The sequence below is a fragment of the Gardnerella sp. c23Ub_4 genome (assembly GCF_055804115.1).
In genome coordinates this window covers 432510-446965 of sequence record NZ_JANUYO010000001.1, presented here as the reverse complement: position 1 = coordinate 446965, position 14456 = coordinate 432510, and the positions used below count along the sequence as shown (strand labels likewise).

The window sequence follows — 14456 nt, the reverse complement described above, 5'->3', positions numbered from 1 at the left end:
AACACGAGTAGGCATGGGATTTGCATAAGTAAACATTTGACGAAATGCGCGAGCTAAACAAGCGATGACATTAGCGATGACATTAGTGCTGACACTAGCGATGTTTCACGCATTGTTTCACGCTGTTTCATTCTGCGCACACTGCTATGCATTGCTTGGAGACGCCACTACGACTCTCGCCGCGCGTATAACGCGATCGCCAATCCTGTAGCCCGACTCCACAACAACGTCAACCGTTTCCTTCGTAGCATTTGCATCTGGCTTGTGTAGAATCGCATCGTGCTTTGTTGGGTCAAAGTCTTCACCCTTTTCGCCAAACTTTTCTACACCAAACTTTTCAAACGCCTTGTCTAATTTTGCGGCCACGGCTTTGAACGAATCGTCCATTGCGCCGTGTTCGCGAATCCTATCAATGTCGTCTAAAGCTGGCAATAAAGCCGTAAGCACGTCTGTTATTCCATGCTGCCTGAACCGATCTTGCTCCTTGGCTGCGCGGTTGCGGAAATTGATGAACTCTGCTCGCTCGCGCTGCAACGCTTCCAAATACTCCGCTGCCTCTTTTTTGGCTTTGCCAAGAGGCGTTAAGGAATCTTCTTCGCTGCTTTGAGCATCTGCAGAATTGTTATTTTCTTTAGATTTACGCGCGTTGGATTCATCTGCGGTTGCTTGCGATTTTTCAGTTGCGGCGTCTGCGCTAGCGGCCGCGTCTTGCGCAGCACAATCCGCAGAACAATCCGCCGCCGTATCACTAGCCGCATCACTCGCCGCGTTATTCACCGACGCATCGTTAGCAGCTGCAGCGTGCTTCGCTTCGTGCTTTGCCTCATGAGCTTCCTCATGCACTGCACCCTGCGCCGCAGCGCCATCTGCAGCGCTATAGGCCGCATTATCGGCCGCGCTAGCAGACGCCGCACGCGAATCGCCAGAATCCGAAGGCACGTCTTCCAAACCACTCAAGTAGTCGTTGGCGTTAAACTCGGACATTACTTATTATCCTTATCGTCCTTGTCGTCGTCCACCACTTCGGCGTCAACCACGTCGTCATCCTTAGAGGCACCTGCATTTGCATCAGATGCAGCACCAGCACCAGCCTGAGCTCCCGCAGCACCTGCAGCGCCAGCCGCACCCTGCTGAGCGTAAAGCTGCTGACCAATCTTTTGCGCAGACGTCATAAGCTCGCTTTGCGCGCTCTTAATCTTCTCAAGGTCATCACCCTTCAAAGCTTCCTTCAAAGCATTCACCTTGTCGGTAACTTCCTTAGAGATTTCGTCGGAGAGCTTATCCTTATTGTCGTTCACAAGCTTTTCAGTCTGGTAAGCAAAGGATTCTGCCTGGTTGCGAGTATCCGCTTCTTCCTTGCGCTTCTTATCTTCTGCTTCGTGAGCTTCCGCTTCCTTAACCATGCGGTCAATCTCGTCCTTTGGTAAACCAGAACCGCCCGTAATCGTCATGGACTGTTCCTTGCCTGTGCCCTTATCTTTAGCAGAAACGTGCACAATGCCGTTAGCATCAATGTCGAAAGTCACTTCGATTTGTGGAACGCCACGAGGAGCTGGAGCAATACCCGTCAACTCAAAAGTGCCAAGAGGCTTGTTATCGCGCGCAAACTCACGTTCGCCCTGATAAACCTGAATCAAAACGGATGGCTGATTGTCTTCTGCAGTAGAGAACACTTCGGATCGCTTAGTTGGGATTGCGGTGTTACGCTCAATAAGCTTTGTCATAATTCCGCCCTTGGTTTCAATGCCCAAAGAAAGTGGAGTTACATCAATAAGCAGAACGTCTTTACGGTCTCCCTTAATAACGCCCGACTGCACAGCTGCACCAACAGCCACAACCTCATCTGGATTCACGGACTGGTTCGCTTCCTTACCACCCGTAAGCTCCTTTACAAGTTCCTTGACGGCTGGCATACGAGTAGAACCACCAACAAGCACCACGTGATCAATCTGGCTTACGGAGATGCCAGCGTCGGAAAGCACGTTGTTAAATGGCGTACGGCAGCGACCGAGCAAGTCGGAAGTCATTTCCTCAAAGTGAGCACGAGTCAAAGTCTCATCCAAATGCACTGGAGTGCCGTCAGGAGTCATTGCCAAGTACTGCATAGAAATTGAGGTAGATGTTGAAGAGCTAAGCTCCTTCTTTGCCTGCTCAGCAGCCTCCTTCAAGCGCTGCAAAGCAATCTTATCCTTGCTCAAATCAACGCCGTACTTGTTCTTAACTTCGCCAACAAGCCAGTCAATAATCTTCTGATCCCAGTCATCGCCACCCAAGTGGTTATCGCCATTAGTGGCCTGCACCTGGATTGTGGAGAAGCCGTCGTCATCCTTACCAATCTCAAGAAGCGACACATCGAAAGTACCGCCGCCCAAGTCGAATACCAAAATGCGCTCATCTTCCTTGCCTTTTTCAAGGCCATAAGCCAATGCTGCAGCAGTTGGTTCGTTAATAATACGCAGCACGTTCAAGCCTGCAATCTTACCTGCATCCTTAGTTGCCTGACGCTGAGCATCGTTGAAGTATGCTGGGCATGTAATAACGGCATCGGTTACTGGCTCGCCAAGGTAGGCTTCAGCATCGCGCTTCAACTTCATCAAAACCTGAGCGGAAATCTCCTGAGGAGTCCACTTCTTGCCATCAATCTCAACAGACCAATCCGTACCCATATGGCGCTTTACGGAGCTAATCGTGCGGTCAACGTTAGTAACAGCCTGACGCTTAGCGACTTCGCCAACCAAGATTTCTCCCGACTTGCTGAAAGCCACCACGGACGGTGTTGTACGCGCACCTTCTGCGTTAACAATAACTGTTGGGCTGCCGCCTTCAAGCGTTGCAATGCAGGAGTTCGTTGTTCCTAAATCAATACCTACTGCGCGTCCCATAATATCTCCTAGCTATCTTATCTATGTACCTTTTAATCTATGTACTCAAATTCTTGGCAGCCAGCCTTGCGACTAGCCGCTTTTTCTTTTTACAAAACTTGAGTCTAACACACTCAAGTTATTAAAGTCAAGCATTTTTGTGCGCGTTTCGCAAAAACTTAACACTCTCCCACTCAAGTTTTAACCTATTTATATAAATTACGCCGAATGCAGCGGAGATTCGAGATTTTTCTTGTAGTGCGTTTGTATCAAAAAACACCAAAATTCAGTACAATCACACTACAGTTTTGCGTGTTTATGTAGTGCGTTTGTATGACGACACGCCGTAAATCAGGTACAATCGCACTACATAGGTTGCATGGATTACGCCAAACTGAGTAGAGATTCGAGATTTTTCGCCCTGAATGAGATGAACCTCAGCATCTTTGATGGTGATTCATCGAATGAAGAAGAAAAATCGAGAATCTCGGTGATGAAAGCTACGCAAAAGTCCTAGATATTCAGAAGGTTTGATGTATTTCTATACGAGCAATAAATAGCGCCAACCTAAAACATTAGAACATTAACGTTCACAAGATATCCGTAAAGGTGTTTCGCTCGCGCGGATTAGCCGCGCTCACGTCTTCGCCGCCGTAGAAGCACACTGTGCTTCTACGCTAAGCGGCTCAGCGCGCCAAATTGCCTTCGCGCGCTACGCTCTTTAGCGCTCAGGCAGGTTGGCGCGCCTGCGAGGAGAGAAATACTCAAACCTCGCGCAATACCAAGTAAAGACGCGAGCGCGGTCTAAGCGAAAAGGCAGGTCCTGTCGCTCGCGCGTTACAGCGCGCTCACGTCTTCGCTTGCGTTGAAAGCACACAGTGCTTTCAACCTTGAGCAAGCTCAGCGCTCCGAATTGCCTTTTCGCGCTACGCTTTAAGCGAAAAGGCAGGTCGGAGCGCAAGCCATTTTGTGCTATATCGGTTATTAGCTACTAACAGACATCAGCGCAAGCGCGCATCACAGCCAACTACCTAGCGTGCTTACGGCGCTTAGCAGACACTCCAAGTCCCGCCAGCCCAACAAACACGGCAGCAAACGCGCTTAACGTTGCGGAATCAACGCCAGTTTGCACTCCCATGTTTCCACGCGAGTTGCTGCCCTTGTTTGCCTTTGCTGCATTAAGCGCAGCACGAGCCGCACGAAGTCGCATAGTCGCAGCTTCAACCTGCTCCTGCGTAGCGTTAGGATCAGCGAGCACGCGGCGCGCGTTTTCTAGAGCATCATTAAACTCCTTGATCACGCTTGCGTCTACAAGTGCACCCTTAGAACCCTTAGCGCCATTGGCAACATCCGCAAGCGCGCCATTAACTTCTGCATGCAACATAGACTTATCAACCGCGTTCGCATTCGCATTCGCGTTGTTTGCGCCCGTGCTGCCGCCATCGGAATCGTCATCACTACCCGAACCAAGCGAGTTGTAGAAGTCAATTATCCTCTGCTTTATAGCTTGCAACTTTCTGAGCGCCTCATCAACCTGCGCCTGTGTAGCGTTTGGATCCGCGAGCACAGCATTCGCATCGTTCAGCGCCTTGTTGTACTCAGCTATATCCTTGCTATCTGCAATCAAGAACGGAATCGACTTGCGGAATGTAGGGGCATTGCCCGTCTCTTGGTAGAGCTTGTTCTTATCCGTCTTGTAGTCATCCGTAAGCTTAGACTTAGCATCCTGGAGTTTCTTCAAAGCATCATCAACCTGCTTCTGCGTAGCATTCTTATCGCCAAGAACCTTATTCGCATCCTCAAGCGCCTTCTTATAAGCCTCAAGATCCTTCTTAGATGCGTCATCACCCTTAGCTTGAGCGTTTACATACTCAGGCGTCTTGGTGAAGTCGCCATCTTTATCAGCTTCAGACTTCAACTTAGAAGGATCAGTCTTGTAGTCGTCAGTAATCTTCTTCTTGGCGGCTTGGAGATCCTTCAGAGCATCGTCAAGTTGCTTTTGAGTTGGGACTTTAGTACCATCTGGAAGATCAGTCTTTGGCTTTCCAGTAGTGCGATCAAACTTATCAAGAAGATCCTTGGCAGCCTTGAGCTTCTTGTTATAGTCGTCAAGATCTTTCTTAGACGCTTCATCACCCTTAGCATCGGCGTTCTTGAACTCAGGCGTATTCTCAAACGTGGTGTCACGCTGGTCGTCGTCGCCATCCTTTGACAGGTCAACTTCTTCTTGCAAGTCGTGAGGATTGGTCTTGTAGTTAGCAAGAATCTTGTCCTTGATTTCCTTAAGAGCCTTTTTAGCTGCGTCAACTTCTTGCTGAGTTGGGATTTGCTTTCCAGCTGGGATATCAGCCTTCGGGTTGCCATCATCACCGAACAGTTCAAGAAGCTCATTAGCTTTCTTTAGAGCATCTTTGTACGTTTGTACATCTTTTTTGCCGTCAGCATCAGTCTTTGCAGATGCATTCTTGTACTCGGTAGAGTTTTCGAACTTATCTTTGTCTTCCTTTGCTCCGCCGTCGTCCTTAAGCTCTTTTGTTTCTTTCTTAAGAGCATCAGCTTTGGTCTTGAAAGCATCGTCAATTGCCTTTTTAGCATTTTGCAAATCAGTCAGAGCCTGATCTACCTGCGCTTGCGTTGGCTTTGAGTCAGCTGCAGCATTTGGATCTGGTTTATTCACCTGATCGATAATCTTCTGCGCAGCCTTGAGCTTATCATTGTAATCCTTCAGCTTTGTAGTCGCATCATTATCGCCAGCATCAGCCTTTGCAAGCGCGTTCTTGTACGGAACCGATGCCTCGAACGGAGGTATTACATCCTTGCCATCCTTGTCCTTATCGCCAACTTCGTTCTTAAGCTTGTCGGCGTTGGTCGGGTAGCTGTCAGCAATCTTCTTCTGAGCGATATTGAGCTGCTTTACTAACGCATCAACCTCACGCTGAGTAAGCTTGCTTGTATCCTTAAGCTTTTCAGTAATCTTAGCAATCTGACCTTCAAAACCAGTTTGCTTAGTAGCATCTCCCAAATCCTTACCAGCCTGCTCATGCTTTGCATTATTAGTGTCATCCTTGATGGCAGTAGCATTCTTGTATTCAGGAGTCTTCTTAAATACATCTTCTGCGTATTGCTTGGCTTGCTTAAGCTTTTCTACGTCCGTCTTGTAGCCGTCAGTAATAGCTTGCTTAGCCTTCTTCAAGGCCTCAAGAGCATCATCAATCTGTTTCTGAGTTGGATGATCGCTGAGCGTATTGGATGTGTTATCTTGCGCCAACTTGCGTGCCTTTGCCAAAGCATCCTTGTACGCTTTCACATCATCATTGTCTACCTTCTTACCGTCAGCGCCATCCTTCTTCTTAGCATCAGCATTCTGGAACTCAGGCGTACTCTCGAAGTCGTGTTCAGTAGCAGCAGGAGCACCCTCCGCAGTAGACTTCTTAGTTTCTTCCTCAAGCTTAGAAGTATCAGTCTTATACTTCTCAATCTCAGTACGAGCATCATCGAGTGTCTTAAGCGCCTCGTTAATTTCTGTTTGAGTTGGCTTTGCATCTTGCGGCGTATCTTTATCGCCATGCTTCTTCAAAAGCTCCTGAGCTTTTGTCAAAGCTTCATCATACGCCTTCTTGGCTGCGGCGGCGTTCTTGTTCTTTTCTGTATCAGGAACAAGCTTGCCGTCCTGCTCCTTCATGAAGTGAGGATCAGACGCATTGCGATACGCGTCAGAAGTTTGCGTGCCTTCTGTAGGCGCAGTACCCTCTGTATCGCCATGCTTCTTTACGCTTTCCACAAGCTTGGCAGTATCGGTGTTGTACTTGTCAAGCTCCTTGCGAGCATTGTCGAGGGCGGTCTTAGCGTCGTTTACTTGCTTCTGCGTTGCAGCAGGATTCTTGAGCAATTCCTTTGCGGCATTAAGAGCAGCACCATAGGCATTTGCAGCAGCCGTAGCGTTATCATTCTTAGTCTTATCAGCAGTTGTGCCGTCAGCTTGCTTGAAAGCAGGTTGATTTGCATTCTTGAATGCAGGCGTCTGCTGAGTATTGTCATGCTCGTTAACAGACTTAAGCAAATCATCGGTCTTGGTTGCAAACTTGTTCAACTCAGCAGCTGCAGCGTTCATTTCCTTAAGGATAGTGTCAACATCCCTATCCAGAGGCTCGCCTTGCGCATGTGCCTGAATATTATCCAATGCATTCGCATTATTAACATCAATATTCGCATCAGGAGTATTAGAAGTTGGGATTTCTGTATTACCTTGCTTATCCTTAGGCATCTGTTTATTAAGCGCCTGGTTTAGCTTCTTTACGGCATCATCATACTTCTGCTTAGCAGCCTTTGCCGCTTCACTTGCATCATCTGCGGATACGTTCTTATACGCTGGGCTGTTTTGTATTGCAAGGTCATTAAACACAGCTGCCGAAAGCCTGCTGGTATTAGTTGCATACTTGTCGATAACTTTACGAGCATCTTCAAGAGCTTGCTTGGCTTCATCAATCTCTGTTTGAGTTGGAGCCTTTCCACCAGTCTTAACTGCATCTAACTTTGCCTTCAATGCCTTAGCTTTCTGATAGGCATCGTTGTAATCTTTGAATGCTTTCTTAGCATCTGCGTCGCCAGCTTGAGCCTTATCAAAAGCATTGAAGTAGGCTGGCATCAGATATCCGCTAAAGTTGTCTGCAAGAGCTTTCGTAAGATCGTTAGCATCGGACTTATAATTCTCATGCAGAGCGTTTTCGGCCTTAGTTAATGCATCTTTAGCAGCATCAACCTGTGCTTGCGTTGCATCCTTATTTGCAATAACCTTGCGCGCATTATCTAACGCGTTGTCATAGTTTTCAACAGCAGTTTTAGCAGCTTGTTTTTCTTGATCGTTAGCGCCGTTAGTCTTCTTATTAAGCGCATTCTTATAGAAGGTGCTTTGCTTGTTTGCATCATTCTTATCAGGATTATCGAAACTGATCTTTTCAGCGGCTATAAGCTTTGACTTATCCGTAGCTTTAGCATCAAGCGCTGTTTTAGCTTTTTGAAGCGCGTCAATAGCTGCGTTAACGTCCTTTTGGGAAGCGTTTGGATCGGCTGAAAGATCCTTTGCCTTCTTTACAGCAGCATCGTATGCTTTACGCTCATCATCAGTTGCGTTTTGATAGGCTGGGTCAGCGTTTGCAATCGTTTGAGCGCCTTGAGCATCCCTACCATCCTTCACCTTGCCATGCTCAGCGATGGCAGCGTTAAGCTTATCTTTGCTAGTGGTAAAGTCGTTAAGCTTTGCGCGCGCAGCGTCAAGCTTAGCTTTGGCAGCATCAACAGCCTTTTGCGTGGCGTTCTGGTCGTCCTTTAATGCCTTAGCCTCTTCAAGAGCCTTGTCGTAATCTTCCTTGGCTTTCTTAGCTGCTTCATTCTTCTTGGCATCAGGCTTTCCATCGTCGGTCTGGAATGCTTGATCAGTAACATTCTTATACCTATCAGTAGTTACAGTGCCAGGAGTTGCAGCAGTAGCGCCTTCTTTAGCCTTGCCGTTGGCATCAATCGACTGCTCAAGCTTGGTCTTATCTGTCTTAGCACCATCAAGAGCTTTGCGAGCTTTATCCAGCTTAATGGTTGCATTATCAACTTCAGCCTTAAGCTGTTCAGTTAACTGATCATCTGGTGTAGTTCCAACTTTTTCAAGCGTTTGTTTAGCAACCTTCAATGCATCTTCGTAGTCTTTCTTTACCTTGTCAGACGCGTTGTAATACTTCGACTGTGTTGGAACATCCTTGCCCTCAACGTTTTCGGTCTTGTGCTCGCCAATCGACTTCTGCAAATCGCTCGTCTTATGATTCGTCTGCGGCACAAAGATAACGTTAATTGCTTTTGCTGTATTGCCTGGATTGCGGCCTTGCTCCAGATAAACATGCTTATAGTATGTCATTGCATACGGCTCAACAAACAGACGCGCCTTGAAAATCTTGTCCTTTTTGCCAGCTACCGTTACAGAGCCAGCCTCTGTATCCCATGAATACGAACCAGCTATTGATAAATTATCACCGAGGTCTACGTCAGAATTAGAAACTTTCTGATTCCCAGACCAATAAGCGCCACCCATATTGCCAAGCGTAAGCTCGCCCGTTGGCTCGCCATCTTTATTAAGCGCATAGTTCATGTGCGACTTGCGCGAATGAGTACTTGTACCTTCATAGGCAAGCGTCTCGCCGCCTGTAAGGTCGCGCAAACCAGACTTTGGATCCTTTGGTTTAGCTTTCAGCAAACCAAGAATCTTTGTTGTATCAAATTCTTCTGCTTTAGTTGGATCGTAACGGTAGATGATAGTGGTCTTCTGATCATTACTCCAAGAAATACCTTCGTCGGTATCGCGACCATCAATCTTGGTTTTAGTCCAAGTAACGTCGTAATCCGTACGAATATTTGGAAGCTTGGTGAGCTTGCTCTCTTTTACATTAGATGTAAACTCAGCAACTGACTTGTCAGTCTTGATCTTAACGGTAATCTTGTTTTCCGCCTGACCATTAGAGATACCCTTATTAGCATCACCAGATGCAGTAAGATCGCCAGTAAGGTAGGAAAGCGTAATCTGATCTTTGCTGGTAAGACCAAGCTCTGTATTGTCTTTATTAGCTTCGTAAATAGCTGTCTTAATGCGGTCAATCTCGGCGCTTGAATATCCAAGTGGATTAGCCACAAAGACTGCTTTATCGCCAGTTGGAACAGTAACATCCTTTTCTTCAAGCTTCTTCAACACAAGGTCACGCAAAGCAATCTTAGGAGCGTCCGCAGCATCCACTCCGTCGAAATTGATTACAGCTTCGCCCTTATCGTTGAAGGTAACCTTGTCTTGCGGCACATGATTTAGCTGAGCAAGCTTCTTTGCGATTTCTTCCTTAACTTCAGTCGAAACATTAGTCGGGTCCTCAACAATCGGCTTTTCGATACGCGTGTCATAGCGCGCAACGGTAAGGGCGAGCGCCTCGGACTTGTAGCCGAGGTCAGAGACCAGGTAGGTCTTGAGGTTATTCACGCCCGTCACATATGTTGTTGGCTCGCCCGTCTTTGAAGTTACCTTGTTAATAACGGTAGCTAACTGATTAGCATCATAAGCTTGCTGATCGGTAATAATTACCTTGTTTTCAGCAGTATCTGGCGTCTGAACAAATGCGCCATTCTCTCCAGTGCGTCCACCCACGCCTTTAGCTGTGCTTGCAGCGTTAATCTGATCGCGAATTGATTTTTTACCAGTTGCTTCTGTAGGAGCATCTAAGGCAGCCTTAAGCTTATCTTGAATTTGTTGTGCGGTAAGTTCTTCGTTATACTTCAAAACAATTGAGCCAGCTGTTTTAGGCGGAATAAGTGTTGCTGCACGCACAATATTCGTTTTGTAAAGTACTACTGTGTTACCGTTTTTATCTGTACCGTACACATAAATGCAACGGTTTGCAGAGTAGCTTTCTCCACTCTTAAGATTGCCATCTCTATAAAGCTTGGTCATGGTAAGCGTAGCTGTACCATCAGTGTCTACTTTAAATTCGTATGTACCTGAATATGGCTGATGCTCGTTTACAGCAGCAGCATCGGAATAATATTCAAGGAACTTTCTACTTTTAGTATTATCAACAGTATTACCATCAGATGGGAAAATTGCTACTTTGGTAATGGTGCTACCGTCAGAAGGTTTTGCAAATTTAAAGGTAACGGATTGGTTTTGCCCCTTTTCAATGTACACATTGTCAGAAGATCCCCATGCGTACAAGTTAGGAAGCGTGTCTTTTTTATCTTGTGAAAGTTCGATTGTGCTGTTAACTTTTGGAGCTGGTGCAGGGTCAGCTTCACGCACCTGGCCATAATTTGGGCCAGCTAGAGCTCCTGCAGGAGTGCTACTAGGTGCAGGAGTGCTATCTGCAGCCTGCTTATCAGTCTTACCTTCAGCATTATCAGCGTTTACTACAGTCTGATTATCCTGCTTCTTAACCTCAGTCTGCTTATTCTGATTAGTCTCACCAGCCTTCTTCTTAGAATCATCATTCTTAGCAGTTAAATCCTGCGTATTTGCAGACGCAGAAGGATCAACAGGCGTAGAAGTAGCATCCGCCGCCATTGCAGGAGTTGCGCCAAAAGCAATCGCAGCGCCAGCAATCACGCCAGCAGCTCCAGCCGAAAGAGCGGCCACTTTGCGCATATCAACAGCCTTTGTAACACCATTGTTGGCTGCAGAATCAAATGCATTCTTTGCAATCTTGTTGGCGTGCTTACCAGATTTTGTAGTCATTTTCCTCTTCTTTCTATTAGAACAAATAGTCAAAAAGTTTTGAACGCTCTAACCATGAGTGACAAAAAGTCATAAGCTCTAAAGGTAGTTATTTAATTTTCAATAGCGTGCAACTATAAAGGAGTAGCAATCTTTAACAAGTCATTATAACATTTAGAGAATATTTTTGACACTACATAAACAAATGTTTATAGCTTTTGGGGATACATACCCCCCCCCCCAGGCCTTTTATTTCAAGGGTTTTCGCGAGATAATTTTTTAGACATTTCTGGCGATTTTAACACGCCAAGCGCCATTTTTAGCTTAATTATCTAAACATTTGTATATAAGACAACTCCAGTTTTATGTAGCGCGCAACACTAAATAGGAATATCGCTCGCGTTATATTTGCATCACGAGCGAGACAAATATAACGAAATTAAGCCAAAAAACGTTACAAATATCTCATCAATGATGCAAATATAACAAAAATCAGTCAAAAAACGTTACAAACGTCTCGCTCGTGAGACATTTGTAACAAATCTTGGTCAAATCTTTGTCAAAGCGCGCTGCGCAGCAAAATCTCCTCAAGCGCGCGCTTAACAGAATCAGGCAGCGTGCACTTCCATTGCGCCCACTTAGCAACCTCTGGGTGCTGCGGCGCGTGCGCGTTAGTCAAGTCAACGCTTTGCTGGTAGCGCTCAAACTCGCTCTCGCTAGTGTACTCAAGTGCGCAAAGCTCACTTATAGCACTCGCGCTACCACCAGCCTGGCGAATCGCGTCAAAAGCAATCTCCTTGCCGCGGTACGGCATTTGCGCTTGTAAAAGCAGCCTGTAGCAATCGCCAATCTTAGGGTCTTGCGCAATGCACAGTCCGCCATCCACAATCACGCGCACGCAATCACCAACAGGCACATTGCAAACAGAAACGCTAAGGCTTAAGTCGCCCTCTTCGCCTTCATATAAAACTTCCACAGCCTTAGATTCAAGCTGATTTTGCCCAACAAAAACGCGAATTTTGCCAAAGTCTGGGCAAGCAACGCCCTTAAACACCACGCTCCAATCGCGATTAGAAGGCAGCGAATCAACAGCACTACTGCAACCTGTTGCGGCATTGATCACAAATTGTGTAGACGCATTGCCGTCGCGCCAAATCAACTCCATACGCGTATCAGCAGTTTTCCCAGCGCACGCGTCTTCAAATCGGCCATTATCTTCGCGCATAACAAACTCGCCGTTCGCACCTGGGAATGCAAGAACGCGCAAAGATTGCGGATTTTCAACGCTATTCACAGACTTCGCAACATCTTCATTTCGAGCGCAATCCGCTTCACTCGGCAAAACTTGCATTGGAATAATGGCCCCAGCGCGCGCAAACGCTGGCACGCGGTCGATTCCTCGCCAAACCTCAAATCTGCGGCCCGCGCCGCCGCGCGAAACGTAGCGCCTTCCATCAAAGAAATCGTACCAATCGCCTTCTGGAAGCCAAACGGCAGTGCACCCGCGCTCAACTTGCGCGCACCCTTTGCTAACGATTGGCGCAACAACAAGCTGGCTGCCAAAACGGTACTCGTTCGGCATCTCGTATGCTGCAAGCGTTTCTGGCGATTGCCAATACATTGGCTCTACAATCGGCCTGCCGCAAACCGCCGCGCGATAGTTCATTGTGTACAAATAAGGCAGCATTTGCGCGCGAAGTCGCAGCATTTTAACCATCGCATTGCGCGTCTCATCTGGGAAATTCCACGGCTCTTTGCCCGCAAACGGCGAGCAGCTGGAGTGAAGGCGATTAATCGGGCTAAACGCGCCAAACGCATACCAACGCGCCTCCAACTCGTCGCATCGCACGCCAAGCATGTGGCCGCCAATATCGTGGCTCCACCAACCGTATCCAATGTTGGAAGCTGTGGCCGTAAAGTAGGTTTGAAAAGCCAGCGAATCCCAGGTTGTTACGCTATCTCCCGAGAATCCCACTGGGTATAGGTGCGATCCAGGCCCCGCATAGCGCGAGAACGTTAGCGGCCACGCGCCGCCGCGCCCCGAATCCTGGTAATGCACGTGGTTAAGCATCCAAAGCGGATCCAGCCCAGCCTGCTTTGTAACTCCGCCCTGCTGCCAGTCAATCCACCAGAATCTAACGCCCTCGCTCTCCATGCGCCGATGCAAGTTTAGGTATGCGTTCAAAAAGCGCGGATTTGTAAGGTCAAACTCAACTGTCTTGCCGCTTTGTGGGTCAATCCCCATATCGCGCGCAACTTGCGCATAGTCGTCTTCAAACGCGCGCACGCCGTCTCTCGGGTGCAAATTAAGCGTTGCAGAAAGCCCTTCGCTGGTAAGGCTGCGCAAAAACGCGCGATGATCTGGGAACAAATCGCGGTTCCACGTGTAGCCAGTCCATCCCGAACCATACTTTGGGTCCACATCCGTTACGTGCCAATCCATGTCGATTACGGCAGTAGAAAACGGTATGCCTTCGCGCTTAAATCGGCTCATCAGCTGCAAATATTCGTCTTGGCTATACCTGTAGTACCTGCTCCACCAATTGCTTAGTGCGAATCGCGGAAGAAGCGGCTGCGCGCCCGTAAGCTTGTAAAAGTCGCGAATTGCGCCTATATAGTTGTGACCGTAGCCAAAGAAGTATAGGTCTTTAGAGTTTTCTTCAGACTCCCCAGACACACTACCATCCGCCTTTGCACGCGGCTCCACCCATGCCCCGTATGGGTTTTCTTTTCCATCAACAGCAGCCGCATACGCGATTTTTGCCGAGCGCGAATCGTCTAAAACGGCCCACCCATCGCGAGATATTACGCCCGTTCCAAGCTTAACGGCTCCATCCGCCTCGTCCACTGTTCGCGCTGTGCCGAGCAAATTGCCGTGGCACTCGTCGCCGTAATGCCACGTGTTGAATTGCGAGCCTGGCACTCCGCGCACAACAATGCTCAAGCCCTCTTTGCTAAACGGCTGCTGGTTGTATGTAATCAACAGTTTTTCGGTTTCGACTTCTATCCAGCCATTTTCCAAGTTTTTTACACTATATTTTGGATTAATAGATTTTGGATTAAAAGCGCGCGATGCTTCATCTTCGGTTGCTTGCGATTTTTCCGCGGCAAACTGCGTGCTGCCCTCAAAGTTTCGCCTTACAACTGTTTGCGTAGGCGCGTCTACGAATTCGCCGTTTTCGCTCCACTCAAGGCGCACAAGCGAATCCGTGATTAACATAATTCGCCAATTTTTGCCGCTTATAACCTGCGATTCTTTTGCCTTAGACAGCGGATTTTTAGCATAATCGTAAAAAATGTGCGCGTCTTGCACACCCTGTGTTCCCCACGCTTCACGCGCATCTTGTAAAGTCATTCGACCCGCC

The 14456-nt window shown here is 47.7% G+C and carries 4 protein-coding genes; all 4 read right to left on the bottom strand.

Translation table 11 applies throughout. The features are described 5' to 3' along the window. Window positions 1–144 precede the first annotated feature (144 nt). Complete coding sequence (gene grpE / locus NYP67_RS01885) at window positions 145–984, bottom strand: nucleotide exchange factor GrpE (protein WP_415694872.1); 840 nt, start codon at window positions 982–984, stop codon at window positions 145–147. Next, window positions 984–2882, bottom strand: coding sequence for a molecular chaperone DnaK (gene dnaK, locus NYP67_RS01880; protein WP_415680570.1), 1899 nt, complete (start codon window positions 2880–2882; stop codon window positions 984–986). Before dnaK ends, grpE begins: the two co-directional genes overlap by 1 nt. 1006 nt (window positions 2883–3888) lie before the next feature. Further along, window positions 3889–11112: a peptidase gene (locus NYP67_RS01875; RefSeq protein WP_473411119.1), complete on the bottom strand. Its 7224-nt coding sequence runs from the start codon at window positions 11110–11112 to the stop codon at window positions 3889–3891. Between the two features lie 538 nt (window positions 11113–11650). Then, a complete protein-coding gene (locus tag NYP67_RS01870; RefSeq protein WP_473411118.1) occupies window positions 11651–14446 on the bottom strand; it encodes a glycoside hydrolase family 31 protein in 2796 nt (931 codons plus the stop codon). Window positions 14447–14456: the final 10 nt, after the last annotated feature.

What these genes read in the sequence shown, in the direction of transcription:
- dnaK (WP_415680570.1), bottom strand. Translation starts at nt 2,882, where the DNA reads ATGGGACGCGCAGTAGGTATTGATTTAGGAACAACGAACTCCTGCATT.
- NYP67_RS01870 (WP_473411118.1), bottom strand. Translation starts at nt 14,446, where the DNA reads ATGACTTTACAAGATGCGCGTGAAGCGTGGGGAACACAGGGTGTGCAA.
- grpE (WP_415694872.1), bottom strand. Translation starts at nt 984, where the DNA reads ATGTCCGAGTTTAACGCCAACGACTACTTGAGTGGTTTGGAAGACGTG.
- NYP67_RS01875 (WP_473411119.1), bottom strand. Translation starts at nt 11,112, where the DNA reads ATGACTACAAAATCTGGTAAGCACGCCAACAAGATTGCAAAGAATGCA.